General features: G+C 36.1%; 13 protein-coding genes. 7 read left to right on the top strand and 6 right to left on the bottom strand.

Annotation, left to right across the window (positions count from 1 at the left end; genetic code table 11):
* Positions 1 to 70: 70 nt before the first annotated feature.
* From BUA89_RS16900 to BUA89_RS16880, 5 genes are all read left to right on the top strand, one after another.
* Positions 71 to 2,101, top strand: coding sequence for an alpha-glucuronidase (locus tag BUA89_RS16900; protein WP_072960975.1), 2,031 nt, complete (start codon positions 71 to 73; stop codon positions 2,099 to 2,101).
* Between the two features lie 114 nt (positions 2,102 to 2,215).
* Positions 2,216 to 2,869 carry a fructose-6-phosphate aldolase gene (gene fsa, locus BUA89_RS16895; RefSeq protein ID WP_072960972.1) on the top strand — a complete coding sequence of 218 codons (654 nt, stop codon included), beginning with the start codon at positions 2,216 to 2,218 and terminating at the stop codon, positions 2,867 to 2,869.
* A 172-nt stretch (positions 2,870 to 3,041) separates the two neighbouring features.
* Positions 3,042 to 4,226 carry a galactokinase gene (galK, locus tag BUA89_RS16890; protein ID WP_072960968.1) on the top strand — a complete coding sequence of 395 codons (1,185 nt, stop codon included), beginning with the start codon at positions 3,042 to 3,044 and terminating at the stop codon, positions 4,224 to 4,226.
* Positions 4,195 to 5,256 carry a UDP-glucose--hexose-1-phosphate uridylyltransferase gene (locus BUA89_RS16885; RefSeq protein WP_228420595.1) on the top strand — a complete coding sequence of 354 codons (1,062 nt, stop codon included), beginning with the start codon at positions 4,195 to 4,197 and terminating at the stop codon, positions 5,254 to 5,256. Before galK ends, BUA89_RS16885 begins: the two co-directional genes overlap by 32 nt.
* A 918-nt stretch (positions 5,257 to 6,174) precedes the next feature.
* A complete protein-coding gene (locus tag BUA89_RS16880) occupies positions 6,175 to 7,017 on the top strand; it encodes an alpha/beta fold hydrolase (protein ID WP_072960965.1) in 843 nt (280 codons plus the stop codon).
* A 527-nt stretch (positions 7,018 to 7,544) separates the two neighbouring features.
* On the opposite strand, the gene BUA89_RS16870 is transcribed toward BUA89_RS16880, so the two are convergent.
* On the bottom strand, positions 7,545 to 7,883 hold the full coding sequence (locus BUA89_RS16870; RefSeq protein WP_228420593.1) for a response regulator transcription factor: 339 nt from the start codon (positions 7,881 to 7,883) through the stop codon (positions 7,545 to 7,547).
* A 334-nt stretch (positions 7,884 to 8,217) separates the two neighbouring features.
* On the opposite strand from BUA89_RS16870, the gene BUA89_RS16865 reads away from it, so the two are divergent.
* Positions 8,218 to 9,057 (top strand): transporter, encoded by an 840-nt coding sequence (locus BUA89_RS16865; RefSeq protein WP_072960962.1) that lies wholly within the window; start codon positions 8,218 to 8,220, stop codon positions 9,055 to 9,057.
* Here BUA89_RS16865 and BUA89_RS16860 read toward each other — a convergent pair.
* From BUA89_RS16860 to BUA89_RS16840, 5 genes are all read right to left on the bottom strand, one after another.
* The gene (locus BUA89_RS16860; RefSeq protein WP_072960959.1) at positions 9,032 to 10,225 is read right to left on the bottom strand and encodes an amine oxidase; all 1,194 of its coding nucleotides are present in this window, start codon (positions 10,223 to 10,225) and stop codon (positions 9,032 to 9,034) included. The genes BUA89_RS16865 and BUA89_RS16860 overlap by 26 nt on opposite strands.
* Positions 10,209 to 11,315 carry a UDP-galactopyranose mutase gene (gene glf, locus BUA89_RS16855; RefSeq protein ID WP_072960956.1) on the bottom strand — a complete coding sequence of 369 codons (1,107 nt, stop codon included), beginning with the start codon at positions 11,313 to 11,315 and terminating at the stop codon, positions 10,209 to 10,211. The genes BUA89_RS16860 and glf overlap by 17 nt, the downstream gene beginning before the upstream one ends.
* On the bottom strand, positions 11,308 to 12,408 hold the full coding sequence (locus BUA89_RS16850) for a glycosyltransferase (protein ID WP_072960952.1): 1,101 nt from the start codon (positions 12,406 to 12,408) through the stop codon (positions 11,308 to 11,310). The genes glf and BUA89_RS16850 overlap by 8 nt, the downstream gene beginning before the upstream one ends.
* A gap of 248 nt (positions 12,409 to 12,656) precedes the next feature.
* The gene (locus BUA89_RS16845; protein WP_072960949.1) at positions 12,657 to 13,244 is read right to left on the bottom strand and encodes a Crp/Fnr family transcriptional regulator; all 588 of its coding nucleotides are present in this window, start codon (positions 13,242 to 13,244) and stop codon (positions 12,657 to 12,659) included.
* Positions 13,245 to 13,359: 115 nt separating this feature from the next.
* Complete coding sequence (locus BUA89_RS16840) at positions 13,360 to 14,313, bottom strand: beta-1,6-N-acetylglucosaminyltransferase (protein WP_072961265.1); 954 nt, start codon at positions 14,311 to 14,313, stop codon at positions 13,360 to 13,362.
* A 381-nt stretch (positions 14,314 to 14,694) separates the two neighbouring features.
* Between BUA89_RS16840 and BUA89_RS16835 the strand changes: the two genes are divergently transcribed.
* Entirely contained in the window at positions 14,695 to 15,810 is a 1,116-nt protein-coding gene (locus BUA89_RS16835; RefSeq protein WP_083531705.1) for a DEAD/DEAH box helicase, read from the top strand.
* The last annotated feature ends 10 nt before the right edge of the window (positions 15,811 to 15,820 follow it).

The following is a 15,820-nucleotide window of genomic DNA, read 5'->3' as shown; positions in this document are numbered from 1 at the left end:
GGAACCCGAAGGGTTCAACAAAAGTAGCCGTAGGTGAAACCTATGGAATTTAAAGCAAAAATTTAAAATAATGCAACATTTCCGACATTACATATTACTGTTTCTAATCATTCCGTTAATGGCTTTTGCTGAAGACGGAAGTCAGTTATGGCTGAGATATCCGGTCAATCCGAAGCCAAGAAATATTGTGAATTCAAACAGTAAAAGTCCGACTATTGAAATCGCCAAAAAAGAACTGAACCAACATTGGGCAGGACAAGCTATTGATTTAAAGATTGACAGATTGCCGGAAAATTTTAAAGACGGATATAAAATCGTTTCTACTCCGAAAAAAATTAGCATTTTGGCGAAAACAGATTTAGGATTGTTATACGGAAGCTATCACCTGTTGAATTTACAGCAGCAGAAAGCCGATTTTTCTAATCTGAAACTTGAAGAAAAACCTTCCTATGATGTAAGAATTCTTAACCATTGGGACAATCTCGACGGAACCATTGAACGGGGGTATGCCGGTCATTCGCTTTGGAAGTGGGAAGACTTACCTAATAAAATTTCGCCGAGATACGAAGAATATGCAAGAGCCAACGCATCCATCGGAATCAATGCAACAGTATTGAATAATGTGAATGCTTCACCAAATATGCTTCGTGAAGACTATCTTAAAAAAGTCAAAGTTTTAGCTGATATTTTCAGACCTTACGGAATCAAAGTTTACCTGTCTGTCAATTTTTCTTCACCAAAAGTTTTGGGTGGATTACAGAATTCTGACCCGTTGAATCAGGATGTTCAGAAATGGTGGAAAGATAAAGCGGCAGAAATTTACAAACTGATTCCTGATTTCGGAGGTTTTTTGGTAAAAGCCAATTCCGAAGGCCAGCCCGGACCGCAGGATTACGGAAGAACGCATGCAGATGGAGCGAATATGATGGCAGATGTCCTGAAACCTTACGGTGGAATTGTGATGTGGAGGGCATTCGTGTACAGCCCGAGCAAAGATGACCGCGCAAAACAGGCGCATCTGGAATTTGTTCCTTTAGACGGAAAATTCAGGGATAATGTGATTATTCAGATTAAAAATGGACCTATAGATTTTCAACCTAGAGAAGCCTTCAACCCGCTTTTCGGAGCGTTGAGAAAAACTTCTGAAATGGTCGAATTTCAAATTACCCAGGAATATTTGGGACAGGCCAATCATCTGGTTTATCTGGCGCCGTTATTCAAAGAAACGTTGGACAGCGATACTTTTTCGGATGGAAAAGGTTCTACGATTGCTAAAATCACGGACGGAACGTTACGACCTGCAAAACTGACGGCCATTTCAGCAGTTGCCAATATCGGGGAAGATAAAAACTGGACGGGACATCACTTCGCACAGGCCAATTGGTACGCTTTCGGACGTCTGGCCTGGAATCACAATTTGTCATCAGAACAGATTGCAGATGAATGGATTAAAATGACTTTTACGGATGATAAAAACTTCATAAATCCGGTCAAAGAAATAATGCTTACTTCACGTGAAACTGCCGTAGATTATATGATGCCGCTAGGTCTTCACCACATTTTTGCCGGCGGACACCATTACGGTCCGGAACCGTGGGGCGATTACAAAGGCGGAAGACCCGACTGGTCGCCGGTGTATTATCATCAGGCCAATGCAGAAGGAATCGGATTCGACAGAACAAAAACCGGAAGCAATGCCGTTTCGCAATATTTTCCACCGCTTAACGAAATATATAATAATATTAAAACAACTCCAGAAAATTTGATTCTATGGTTTCACCACGTTCCTTGGGATTATAAAATGAAAGACGGAAAAACACTTTGGGATGAGTTGTGTTACAAATATGATTTAGGTGTTCACAAAGTGAGAGATTATCAGAAAACCTGGGACAAAATGCAAGCTTATATTGATCAGCAAAGGTTTTCTGAGGTTCAGGATAAGCTGAAAATTCAGGCAAAAGATGCCGTTTGGTGGAAAGATGCGTGTCTCTTGTATTTTCAGACCTTTTCCAAAAGACCAATTCCGTCTGATATCGAAAAACCTGTTCACGAGCTGGAAGATTTAAAAAAAATCAAGCTCAATATGGGACATCACAATTAATCAATCTATTTAAACTTAAACAAATAACTTTCTGAATCTTTTTAAGACAGGAAGTTGTTTGTTTTGTAAATTAAGTGTAAATTTAACACTTAAATAAAATTAATAATATAATCTATGAAATTTTTTATTGACACTGCCAATCTTGATCAGATAAGAGAAGCTCAGGATCTGGGAATTCTTGATGGCGTTACCACCAATCCGTCCCTGATGGCAAAAGAAGGAATCAGCGGAAAAGAAGCTATTTTGAAGCATTACAAAGACATTTGTGAAATTGTAGACGGCGATATTTCGGCAGAAGTCCTTTCCACAACTTATGAAGAAATGATAAAAGAAGGCGAGGAATTGGCAGCTATTCATCCGAATATCGTGGTAAAAGTTCCGATCATCAAAGACGGAATCAAGGCGATCAAATATTTTTCCCAAAAAGGAATCCGCACCAATTGCACCCTAATTTTCTCAGCCGGACAGGCTCTTTTAGCGGCAAAAGCAGGAGCAACTTACGTTTCTCCGTTCTTAGGAAGGCTGGATGATGTTTCCACAGACGGTCTTCATTTAATCCAGGAAATCAGAACCATTTTCGATAATTATGGATATGAAACTGAGATTTTGGCAGCATCTGTTCGCCATTCTATGCATATCATCAACTGTGCAAAAATTGGCGCCGATGTCGTAACTTGTCCTTTGCCTCCGATTTTGTCATTGCTTAATCATCCTTTAACAGCAAGCGGTCTGGAGCAGTTCATCAAAGATTCACAGAAAATGCAGTAATCTAAAATCATCAAATTTAAATATTATATCAAAGCAATATATTTCAGGTTGCTGTTAACTTGAAGAATTTGATAACCAAATTGGGAGATAATAATATATTTGAACAATTAATAAATAAAAAATATATCGTTATCTTTACGAATCAATCAAAAAGAACAATGCAGTTATTGATATGCAGGAGAAATTAATCAATTATACCAAAGAGGCTTTTCAAGCAGCTTTCAGCTCAGACCCAGAACGGATTTTTCTTGCTCCGGGAAGAATTAATATCATTGGCGAACACGTAGATTATAGTGACGGTTTTGTGCTTCCGGCTGCCATTGATAAACATATTTGCTTTGCGGTAAAAAAAACGGATGATTCCAAAATCACTTTTTTTGCGAAAGATTTTAATGATTCTTTTAGCTTTGATGTTAATAAAAAACAGTTTCCGGTTTCACAGACCTGGGTCAATTATTTGTTGGGCGTTTTTAATGTCATTCAGGAATCAGGAAAAGTGGTCGGAGGTCTGCAGATTGCTTTCAGCAGTACGATTCCGATGGGTTCCGGTTTATCATCATCGGCAGCTTTGGAATGTGGTTTTGCTTATATTCTCAACGAAATTTTTGATTTACATTTAAATAAAAAAGAAATAGCAGTCATTGGTCAGAAGTCCGAGCATACTTTTGTAGGCGTAAAATGCGGCATTATGGACCAATTTTCGTCAGTCTTCGGAAAAGAGCATAAAGTGATCATGCTCGATTGCAATTCTTTGGAACATCAGTATTTTGAAGCCAATATCGATGGATACAGCTTGGTTCTTTTTGACAGTTGCATGAAACATACTCATCTTACTTCCGGTTACAATGAGCGAAGGAGGGATGTTGACAACGGCAAAAAAATATTGTGGGAAAAGTTTTCTGAAATACAAAAATTCAGGGATTTTAGTTTTGAAATGCTTGACGAAGTAAGAACAGAAATGGGTGAGATTTCCTATAAAAGATGCTTTTATCTTCTCAAAGAAATCAAGAGGGTGGAAAAAGCCGCAAAAGCTTTGTCAGAAGGTGATGTCGAATATCTTGGTCAACTTTTGAATGAAACCCATTCCGGACTTTCTACTGAATTTGAAGTAAGCTGTGATGAGCTCGACTTTATGGTTGAGGAAACTTTAAAAGAAAATGGTGTTTTAGGGTCAAGGATTATGGGTGGCGGCTTCGGAGGCTGCAGCATTAACCTTATTAAAGATGAAAATGTAGATGATGTGATTTCAACAATTACAGATAAATATAAAAAGGCTTTTGACATCGAAATGAAAGTCTACAGAGTAAAAATATCGGACGGAATTAATGAATACAAAGAAAATGAATTCGTCATTTAATCAAAAAAATCATCCTCACAGAAGATATAATCCGCTTTTGGACGAGTGGATTCTTGTTTCTCCACAAAGAGCAAAACGACCTTGGCAGGGGCAAACAGAAAAAACATCAGAAGAACAGCTTCCTGCTCATGATCCGGATTGCTATTTGTGCTCAGGAAATGTTCGTGTTAACGGCGAGAAAAATCCTGATTATAATGGTGTTTACGTGTTTGATAACGATTTCGGTTCATTGATGAAAGATGAAGTTGATTTTTCTGAGCAACCGTCGGATTTTTTTACGTTGAAACCCGAAAGAGGAATCAATCGTGTAATCTGTTTCTCTGAAAATCACAGTCTTACGTTGCCAGAAATGGAGGTTGATGATATTAAAAAAGTTGTTGATGTTTGGCAAAATCAATATAAAGAACTGGGAGCATTGGATTACATCAACCACGTTCAGATTTTTGAGAATAAAGGTCAGGTGATGGGTTGCAGCAATCCGCATCCACACGGACAGATCTGGGCGCAGTCTTCTATTCCGTCCAGTGTTCTTAAAACCCAGGAAAACCTTAAAAAATATTTTGACGAAAAAGGAAAGTCTCTTTTGGAAGATTATGTGAAAAAAGAGCTGGAAATCAATGAAAGAATCATTCTTGAAAATGAGGATTTTGTCGCATTAATTCCGTTCTGGGCAATCTGGCCTTACGAAACAATGATCGTGAGCAAAAGAAAAATTGAAAATCTGATTGAATTTTCTGAAGGAGAAAAGCTTTCTTTAGCTTCAATTTTAAAAGATTTAACCACAAAATACGACAATCTTTTTGAGGTTTCATTTCCATACTCGGCAGGAATCCATCAATCTCCAACCGACGGAAAACCACATCAGGAATGGCATTTTCACATGCATTTTTATCCGCCGTTGCTGAGAAGTGCGGAAGTGAAAAAATTCATGGTTGGTTATGAAATGCTGGCAGAACCGCAACGTGATATTACACCGGAGCAGAGTGCAGAGATATTGAAAGGTCTTTCGAATATTCATTACAAATTATAATAAAGATCTTGAGGAAAAGGATTCAGTTTTTAATGGATCTTTAGGTAATTTTAACAAAATAATGTGAATCATTTGATGAAGGTTTTATCTGTACATTACCATATCAGAGATGAAGGTAGTCCGTCTTTTTAAGTGCAAATTTCGCAAGGTAATTGGATAGCACTGTCTGGAATCTTGTTACTGTTTTTCCCTGACAGATGGTTGCTACGATTTATAAACTATCTTTTATAGAACCTAACGGAATATTCTAAAATAGAATAGAAAATAGAAAATATGATTTCATAATTCAACTCATCTCAATTTTCATCATATTTTAGCTTAGTTATAAAGTTCTTTCTTAGATAGTCTCTTCGGGTGGAGAAATATGGACCGCTCATTGACTTCATGTTCAAAATAGCCGTAAGATTATGTTTCAATAGATAGTCTTCATGCATAAATATCACAAACTCTTTTCAGCAAACTGTAAATTACTCCTTTCAATACTGTGGAGAGGCTTTATAAAAACCGGTGATCCATTGTTGTGATCCTACTTTGTTTTGCCATACAGCATATGGCCTGATTTTATTTTCTTCAACACAACCTTATAAAAATATCTTGTGAATTTGTCTTCTCCAGCTACTATGTTATAGGAACTTTGCAAGTGGTAAGATTGGGTAACGGATATTTTGGCATTTCAAATCCAATTTTTCTTGAAAAGCTCCGTAATACTTTTGTTATGGTTGTTTTCTCCATGCTTTAATGTTTATAAAAAATTAGTTTACGCAGCCTGAATTATTAAATATTGAAAGTACCATGAATTTACATTTTCGTAATTCTGTGCTAATCATTCGCTGAAATGGGCTACTCGTTCCTTCTTTGCATCTGTAATTTTGCTTCAGGAAATAACAAAAAAATAAAAACAATTAAAAATGTTTACTTATGAAAACACTAATAAACTTAGCAGCTAAAACGCCAACACAATACATTATTGTAAACGGAACTACTTATGCATACCGCAGATTTGGAAATAAAACAGGAATTCCTGTTATAGGATTTCAACATTTTACCGGAACATTGGATAATTGGGATCCTGTAATTATTAATGGTTTAGCAGAGCATCGTGAAATCATTATTTTCGACAACAAGGGAATAGGAAACAGTGATGGAGAAACTCCGGATAATGTTCTTGATATGACGAAAGATGCGATAGAATTTATAAAAGCGTTAGGGGTTGAAAAGTTTGATGTGTTGGGGTTTTCTCTGGGAGGATTTATAGCACAGTATCTTGGAGTACACTATAGTGAGATGGTAAGAAAAATCATTATGGTAGGAACGGCACCACAAGGGGCGAAGGTGCTGGAAGGATTTTATGATTTAATAGCACGAGGTTCACAATTAAGTCCGGCAGAATTGTTTTTATACATATTTTTTACAAAATCCGAAAACAGCAGATCAAAAGGTAGAGAAGCCTTACAGCGTTTGTTTGAAAGATCTGAGGACAGAGATAAAGATACTGCTGAAAAAGCCGTAGTAGCACAGGCAAAGGCTATTACCGGTTGGGGAGTAACTTCCGATATTGATGTAGCGGAGATTAAGCATCCTGTTCTTATCATTCAAGGGAGCAATGATGAGATGATGGATTCTGATACTTCTTATGAATTATTCAAGACTATCCCCAATGCTATTTTGAGTTATTATCCGGATTCTGCACATGGATCCTTCTTTCAGTATCCTGAGATATTTGTACAACAGGCAAATGACTTTTTAGACAAATTTGAATAAGTAAAACTATTATAATTCCCAAAATTCTTTCCTAAATTTCTTATAGGGTATTTATTGAAGGTTTTGTGGTAAAAATCAATTTATACTAATCTTGTGGAGATGATCTTGAAATAGAATCTTAGCAAAAGTTTCAACACTTAATAAACAATGTTGGCTGAAGTCTCACATACAAAATTAAGAACCTGTTTAAATTTTAATCAATAATAATTTTTTGCAGATAATTTGATTATATTTTCAGCAATCTCCATAAGAAATTCACAATTTCTACAGAGTCTTCTGCGGCTCTCAAACCAAGAAAAAGTACGTTCAATAATCCATCTTTTATGAATTGGCTCAAACCCATTTTTTTATTATTTCGCATAATAACTTGGATTACATATCCGAACTTTATTTTTATTTTATCTTATTAAATATTTTTTATAATTGAAGTTTCTGGCAATTTACCTTTAATAATTTAAATAATGAATACTAGGTTTCTAAGTCTTTACTTGTCCATAAATTGTCTTGCTCCATAACTTAATAAAACTCTATAAAGTTATTTTTCGGATTTTTTGAAGTAGATCGTTGAGGTCAAAAGGTTTAGAAATGTAATCATCAGGCATACAAAGTTTTCTTGTTTGATCAATTTTTACATTAGCACTCATAATGATAACCGGAACCTTGTTATTGCTTTGACTCTTTATTTCATTGCAAAGATCAATTCCAGAGCCATCAGGAAGCATTACATCAAATAAATAAAGGTCGGGGAAGATTTCTGTATTTCTTTTTTTGAATTCTTTTACGTTTCCAAAGGCTAGCACACGATAGCCCTCTGCTGTAAGAAAAATAGTTAATATTTCTCTTATATCCTGATTGTCTTCAACCATAAAGATGTTTCTCATAATCTTACTAAGCAATATTGGAACCAATTAACTTTCAATTTATTAGTTAATCACAAAAAGTACTCTGATAGCTTTATTTAAATGAATAATATTTTTATAAATATAGAATAATCAGATATATTTCTCTGCCTTCTCATTTAATGGATTAAAATCTCTTGAAAATTAGATTAAATGTAATTATAAACTAATTGCTATCTTCTAAATAAATGGTATTAAGTATTTGAGGAAAATTTATAATGTAAAATAATAAAGTATAAGTCAATTTTCGGCACAACTTTTAATCTATTACTATTTAAGATTGATTAATAAAAATATTGATATGAATAGGAATTATATACTAATTATGGGGATTATAGGGCTTCTTTTTCCGTTAAAAGGATCAAGACAGCAAATAGTGCAAAAAAAATATTCATTATTTAATCCGGTTCCAAAAGAACAGATGCGAGAAATGGAGACCGACCGTCCTGATGTAACTGAATCGCCATATACTGTAGATGCAGGGCATTTTCAGCTGGAAACCGATTTAATCAGAACAATCAGTGAAAAAAGTGAATCCATAAAAACAAAGACCTTACTCATCAATCAGATGAACCTTAAAGTGGGACTGACAGGTTCTACTGCAGTACAAATTGGATTTCAAGCATATGGCTGGCAACGTGAGACCGAGTTAGATTCGGGTAATAAAACAGTAAATGACGGTCACGGCGATCTCACATTTAGAATTAAACAAAATCTAATCGGAAATGACAAAGGCAACTTTATAATGGCTTTGTTACCTTATGTGAAGATTCCGACGTCAAAATATGAAGAAAGTCGGTTTGAAGGCGGCTTGATCGTTCCGATGCAGTACAAATTTTCCGGAGAATGGAATTTAGGATTTCAGGTAGAATTGGATAGACTTAAAGATCAGAATGATAACGCAATGCATACTGAGTTTCTGCAGACCTTAACTGTTAGTCATCCGATTACTAAAGGCTTGGACGGTATCGCCGAAACTTATTATACCTATGATTTTAAGGCACATCAATTCTCAAATTACATCAATGCGGCCATTCAGATTGATGCAGCTAAAGATTTTAAGTTGGATGCCGGATTGAATATCGGATTACAGCATACAGCAGCGAAACATTTTTTTATTGGCGCGTCATACAGGCTTTAGAGTTTATCATTTTGATATTATTCTGAAATTCCTGCAAAACTAAAAGACTTTCCTGATGGACGTGTCTTTTCAGGCTTTTGGGATCTGGAATGTCCCAAAGGCCGCTGTGGTGCCAGATGTCGGGAAAATCCCAGTCCGGACGATCGATGATAGGGTTGATGCAGGAACCGTACAATGGCAAATCACTTTCAAGAATTGCTAAGCACTCCTCCGTGATCATCTTCAGCCAATCATATCTGTCATTTTCAGGAATGCTGGTCTCCGATAAGACAATTGGTCTTCCATACTTAACAAATACCTCTTCCATCAAGGAGTGCAGACTTTGCCAATATGGATTTGGGGGCGTTTCGTTCCACGGTATGAATTGCTGTTCAGGATATGTCCACTGGTTATTGAAATAAAAATTAATACCAAGAATATCAAGATATTCTGGTTTTCCTCTCAGTTCGGGACACAGTTTCCCTGTTAAAATTTCTAAAACCTGAAATTGTTCCTGATGCTTTTCATTAGCTTCCAAAACTAAAATTGGATTTGATGGATCTTGCGTAGTAATATTGATCAAAGGCTCGGTTGTCATAATTTTGACTGTCGGATCTATTTCCTTCATCATTTCAATGCCTTCGATATAGGCTTTCATCAGCATATATTTCACTTCCCATCCCTGATCTACACAGTAGGGACTCGTTCCCCTGACCTCCCCACCCAGCCAGGATAAAAAGCTGACCTCATTGATGGGCGTGATGATTAATTCGCCTTCGGGAACCAAGCTTCGATATTTTATAACAAAAGCCCTGCATAAATGGGAGAATCTTCTTGCAAACATCGGATGTAAAGGCGTCAGATCATCCGGGAATCCAAAATGGCATATATCCCAGATAACCTGGATGTCATTGTTTTTTGCATTAAAGATGATTTCTTCAACTTGTGACCAATCGTAGTTGAATGGCATTTTTTCTACAAAACTCCAGCGAATTCCTTCTCGAACTGTTGTAATTCCGATTTCCGTTAATCTTTGATAATCTTCATTAATGAAACGATCGTGGCCGGTTAATCTGATGAGGTCCACACGTTCACCGAATGCATTCTGCTGATCTGCACATTCAAAACCTGCCATCAGAAAAGACTGGAATGGGTTTTTAAAATTGAAATAATTACTGTTGTACTGCATTTTCTTCTTTGATAATCTTTCGGAATAATGCCAACGACTGTGCTACAACCTGATCCATATTGTAATATTTATAAGTTCCCAAACGGCCTGTAAAATAGACGTCCGGTGTTTCTTCAGCCAATTTTTTGTATTGATTGTAAACTTCCTGATTTTCTTTACGCGGGATCGGATAATAGGGATCGCCTTCTGCAGTAGGATATTCGTAAACTATTGCCGTTTTGTGATGCTTTTGTCCTGTCAAATGTTTGAACTCCGTGATTCTTGTGTAAAGATTAGAGGTCGGGTAATTGATCGTTCCGGTTTCCTGATAATTTTCCTGATCCAGAGTTTCAAATTTAAAATCGATTGAACGATAAGGCAGTTTGCCAAATTGATAATCAAAATAACCGTCGATTGGTCCTGTGTAGATCAGTTTTTTATGAGGAATAATACCCTCTATGTCTTTATAGTTGGTGTTCAGCATAATGTGAATGTTCTCGTGAGAAAGCATTCTCTGAAACATTTCAGTATACCCGTTTTTTGGCATCGCCTGCAAAGTATCGGTGAAATATCGGTCATCACTGTTCGTTCTGGTCGGAACCCGTGCGGTTACCGAAGCGTCCAATTCTGATGGGTCCAAATCCCATTGTTTTTTGGTATAACCACGAAAGAATTTTTCATAAAGTTCTTTTCCGACAACATTTAGAACAACATCTTCCGAGGTCAAAACGATTTTACGGGCTTCAGCTTTTGAGGCTAAGAAATCAACCACTTCATCAGATGTCAGATTTTTTCCATAGAGTTTATTGATCGTGGTTAGATTGATCGGAATCGGGACCAATTGACCGTCAACACTTCCCAAAACCCGGTGTTCATAGGGGCGCCATTTCGTGAATTTACTCAGATATTTAAAAACATCTTCCGAGTTGGTATGAAAAATATGAGGACCATATTTATGGATCAATATTCCTTCTTTGTTGTAATAATCGTAAGCATTTCCTGCAATGTGATTTCGTTTATCAACAATCAGAATCTTTTTTCCTTCATTAGCCAATCTTTCTGCCAGGACAGCTCCTGCAAAACCGCAGCCTATAATTAAAAAATCATACATAGATCCCGTTGGTTTTTTTAACGTTATTAATTAATAAGTTCATCTTTTCAAAAGTGTTGTCCCAGGATTCATTCGCAAGGAAATTATCAACTTTTTTCATCCAGTCTTTACGGGATGTTTTCGCAAGTTCTTCTTCTCCGTATTTAATAAAACTTTCAGCGTCTTTGGCGATGTAAACAAGGTTTTCCTCACCATACGGTCTTACCACATCTTTGATAGGTGTGGAAATAACAGGAAGTCCGGCTGCGAGATACTCCGGTGTTTTTGTGGGACTTATAAATTCCGTGGACTCATTGATAGCAAACATCACCATTGCAATATCCCATTGGCTGATGTATTTCGGAAGTTCGTCATATTTCTTAGAACCGAGATAATGAATGTTGGTTCCTCTCGGAAGTTCATTGGCATCAATTTTCACCACTGGACCAATGATTACAAACTGCCAGTCCGGCTTTTTTGCTGAAACCTCTCTTAATAATTTGATATCGAATCTTTCATCAATGACGCCAAAAAAGCCAAACCTTGGAGTAGGGATGTGTTCCTGATCTTCAGGATCTTCGGTGTAATATCGGGAAGCCTTAAAATGATGCTTATCAATACTGCTTGGAAAAGGATGAATATTGTGGTGGCGGTTCTTCTTTGCCTGATAAAGGGTATAACCGCCTGTAAAAACCACATCGGCTTTTTTAAACAATTGCTCTTCTAATTCCAATAATTGCGGCGGCGCAAAACGAAACGCAGAGAGCTCATCCATAGAATCATAAATCGTTACCTGAGGCGTGAGATGTGAAGTGTACTCCAAAGCCATTGGTGTATAATACCAGCAGGAATAGATGCTGATGTTTAAATCTGTTAAAACTTTGCTTACTAAGCTTTCAAGTCTGGAATTGCGGGCTTCAGGTATATCATTAATGAATATTTTAACGATAAAAATAGCGTCCTGTACATCGATTTCGTAGAAATCAGAATCACTATTACGAGGTTCTTCAAAGTAAAAGACCTGATTTTTTTTGGCAAATCTTGTTAATAGATGCTGTGGACGCTGGTACACGAAGTCCCAGTGTAAATGGCTGAAACATAAAATATTTTGCATAAATTTTGGTCACAAATTGAAATGGAAAGTTTTTCCAGGCTCTGCTAAAAGAAATGATCTAATCGGATTTATGAGCGGTTGTGAATGGTAAAGCTAATCGTATTAAAATGGTTGAAATATGATTCCAATCATAAGGTAATAGATTGATACAGATATATTTTGTTAACTGTGTTCTATACTAACTGACGTTAATTGATTGAAGTGATCCGGGATTCTGCGCTTCACAGCTTAATGCCTACAGATGCAGGCTAATAAAAAATTTTACCTTTTGTAATCACAAGAAGACCTTCATTTTCCAACTGCTTGATTGTTCTTATGACAGTTTCGACTCTTAAACCGGTAAGTGAGGCGATCTCCTGTCTTGTAAGTAATACTTCATCCGGATTGGTTGAAGCATTTGATACTTTTAAATATCGAAGTAAATTAATAGTTTTCTCTGCGGGATTCTCTAAAGCAAATCCCCTCATCATGTAGGTATAGTGCAAGCTTTCGGCAATACTTTCATAGAGATCTCGTAAAATCGTTGGATAATCCTTTAGCATTAGATCAAAATCCGACTTTTGCAAGATGAAAATCCGACAATCCTCCATTGCAATAGCACTTACAGAATACTGATGTTTTAAGAACAGGAACAATTCACCCAAGCAATCTCCCTGATTAGACACATGGTGAATAAACTCACGACCGGGCTTTTTCTGGCTAACAATTTTTACTCTTCCGGTTAGAAGCTGAAAGTAGGAAATTGCTTCTGTATTTTCCTGAAATACAAACTGATTTTTGGTATAATTTACAATTTTAGCACCAGAACTCATCAGAAGGTCTTCGTTTATCAGCATACGTCACAGCTCTAATCATTCAGGTCAAGCTTCCTGATTTCTAGCTGATAAAGCTAAGAACAAATTTTCTGTAGCTTTATGACTGGGAGCATAAGCCGTTATAGCTTAAGATTTATCAAGACCATTTATCGTTGCGGTCATCCCTTTTAATTTCTCTATCTACCTCGTCTACATATGGCAGTGGCAGAAGATAGGTTTCATCAATATACTGTAAAATGCTCTGATTGGTGTCATTGTCAATCTTTCTGATAAAGAGCTGGTTGCTGTTTTTTAATGATTCAATAAAAGAAGTATGGTAAGAATTTTTATTAAAGATTATTTTTTCAATAGATGCCCTTTTATCATCATTTACCACAATATCTTTAAAAACAGTATTCATAAGAACCGTCTGAAAAAATGATTCTGCCGGTAAAAGTGTATGCAGGTAATAATCTTCAAAGTCCATCACCCGTTTATTGTTGGTCAAAAAAGAACAGGTTTCTCTTGTGAAAATAAACCATTTGCCTCCGATGTACGGTGTTACCCCTTCCATAAATGTCCTTCTATAAATTAATGACGATATTTTATGGCTTAGTTCGGTAAAATGATTCTGTATTCTCTTAAGCGTATCAGGTCTGTAAAATTTTTGGTCGTAATAGAACAAATAATTCCTGCCGTTATTAGCGGTAAGAAACTGGCGAATAATATTCTGCGATTTTAGCGGATAATCTTCGCCACTTAAGTTGATGAAATAATCCCATTCCGCAGTTACATTGAGTAAATATTCCATAGCATTGAGCTCTGCCTGAATAATACTGAAGCCTCCTGCCACAATATTCATACTCTCAAGAATATAGACATTGGGAAAATGGATGAGATATTGTTGAATTTCCTCAGTAAACTCTTCTTTGGCTTTTCTGTCTATATGAATAAGATAAAACTGATCACGGGTGTAGATTTTCTCAAACATTGCCTTAAAAACATCGGGTTTATGATGGATCATGATAAAATAAGCAATTCGGATCTGAGAAGACGGTGGACTGTCTGACTTTCTTGTAAGGGGCTGGATTTGGGATGCTAAAGTTTGCATAGGCTGGAATTTTAAAATCATCCGCACTTTGCAAACAATTAGATTATGTGCGTAAGCTACGAATATATTTTTGATAATCAATCAATTATATTGTATTGTTATTGGGTTGTTTTATTATACATTTGCAAAGTATCAATAAAAAAGGTTCCTGCCTCTGCTACTCTGCAATAATTTAAATCAGATTTTTATCATTCAGTTTTGCTTTTTCAGATTCCCGATTGTCAACTGATTTCTGTAAGGAAGGCTTTTATTTTTTAGCTTTCAATAAGGAAAAAGTTTAAAGTAATGAAAAGCATATAGAATTAGTATTAATTCTTATCAATACAAATAATTCATTAAAAATGCACCTGCCGGAAAAAAGATCGGAAACTGCAAAAATTTATGATAAGTTTCAAGAATCTACAATTAATTAACCCCATAATCCGAGCGATTACAGAGTCGGGATATTCCCAACCCACTGAGATACAGAATACTATAATTCCAAGTGTTTTAAAAAGAAAAGATGTTCTGGTTTCTGCACCCAAAGGAAGTGGAAAAAAATTAGCTTTTACGGTGCCGATATTACAATTGTTGGGAAGAAACCCTACTGAACACACTAATATCCGGGTACTGATCATTGTTCCTACAGATGAAATCGGAGCTCAGACCGAAGAAAAGATTAAACAGTGCAGTAAATATCTTTCTCTTTTAACGTTTAGAATTAATGATGGAGAGTCAACTGAGAATCAGCTTGCTGCTTTCAGAAAGAGAATGGATATACTGATCGCAACTCCTGAAGGGCTTTTAGAGATTGCCGAAAAAAGACCTGTCAATTTTTCCAAGTTAGAAATTCTGGTTTTATATGATGCGGATAAAATGATTGAGAAAACATCAATCAACAGAATAAAAAATATTCAGAAACTAATTCCTAATCATATACAAGCTTTAATCTTTTGTACAGAAACTTCAGATTATCTAAAAAAATCTGTTTCTTCTTTTCTCAGAAATCCAGTAGAGATTTTAATAGATGCAAGGTTGGCTTCAATAGAAAGTATTTCCCAGTGTGTATATTTTATTGAAAAAAGAGATAAGTCAGGATTTTTGATTGATCTTCTCAGAAAAAGCAATATAAAAGGATTTATGGTTTTTACGCGCAGTAAATACATAGCCGATGAGTTGGTACAGCAGCTGGAAAATGCCGGTGTCAATATTGGATGGATTCATGGAAACAGATCAAAAGCTGTGAGGAATAATGTCGTGGATGACTTCAAAAGCGGAAAAATTCAGGCTTTAGTCACTACAGATATTGCAGCAAAGGGAATCGATCTGGATAAGATATTTCATATCATCAACTTCGATCTTCCTTCTATTCCTCAAACGTATATACAAAGGATTGAGAGGATACGAAGGTTAGGAAGTGACGGTTCTTTAATATCATTTTGTACGGCAGATGAACACATGGATTTAAAAAACATCCAGAGTCTGATAGGTTTTACGATGCCTGTCGGCACATTTTAAAAATAAAGCT

This window comes from Chryseobacterium arachidis (assembly GCF_900129245.1).
Taxonomy (GTDB): domain Bacteria; phylum Bacteroidota; class Bacteroidia; order Flavobacteriales; family Weeksellaceae; genus Chryseobacterium; species Chryseobacterium arachidis.
The sequence above is the reverse complement of the archived record's forward strand: the minus strand, read 5'-3'. Positions and strand labels throughout refer to the sequence as shown.

Bases quoted from the DNA above. Each gene is read 5' to 3' on its own strand.
- BUA89_RS16900 (WP_072960975.1), top strand. From the start codon at position 71: ATGCAACATTTCCGACATTACATATTACTGTTTCTAATCATTCCGTTA.
- fsa (WP_072960972.1), top strand. From the start codon at position 2,216: ATGAAATTTTTTATTGACACTGCCAATCTTGATCAGATAAGAGAAGCT.
- galK (WP_072960968.1), top strand. From the start codon at position 3,042: ATGCAGGAGAAATTAATCAATTATACCAAAGAGGCTTTTCAAGCAGCT.
- BUA89_RS16885 (WP_228420595.1), top strand. From the start codon at position 4,195: ATGAATACAAAGAAAATGAATTCGTCATTTAATCAAAAAAATCATCCT.
- BUA89_RS16880 (WP_072960965.1), top strand. From the start codon at position 6,175: ATGAAAACACTAATAAACTTAGCAGCTAAAACGCCAACACAATACATT.
- BUA89_RS16870 (WP_228420593.1), bottom strand. From the start codon at position 7,883: ATGGTTGAAGACAATCAGGATATAAGAGAAATATTAACTATTTTTCTT.
- BUA89_RS16865 (WP_072960962.1), top strand. From the start codon at position 8,218: ATGAATAGGAATTATATACTAATTATGGGGATTATAGGGCTTCTTTTT.
- BUA89_RS16860 (WP_072960959.1), bottom strand. From the start codon at position 10,225: ATGCAGTACAACAGTAATTATTTCAATTTTAAAAACCCATTCCAGTCT.
- glf (WP_072960956.1), bottom strand. From the start codon at position 11,315: ATGTATGATTTTTTAATTATAGGCTGCGGTTTTGCAGGAGCTGTCCTG.
- BUA89_RS16850 (WP_072960952.1), bottom strand. From the start codon at position 12,408: ATGCAAAATATTTTATGTTTCAGCCATTTACACTGGGACTTCGTGTAC.
- BUA89_RS16845 (WP_072960949.1), bottom strand. From the start codon at position 13,244: ATGCTGATAAACGAAGACCTTCTGATGAGTTCTGGTGCTAAAATTGTA.
- BUA89_RS16840 (WP_072961265.1), bottom strand. From the start codon at position 14,313: ATGCAAACTTTAGCATCCCAAATCCAGCCCCTTACAAGAAAGTCAGAC.
- BUA89_RS16835 (WP_083531705.1), top strand. From the start codon at position 14,695: ATGATAAGTTTCAAGAATCTACAATTAATTAACCCCATAATCCGAGCG.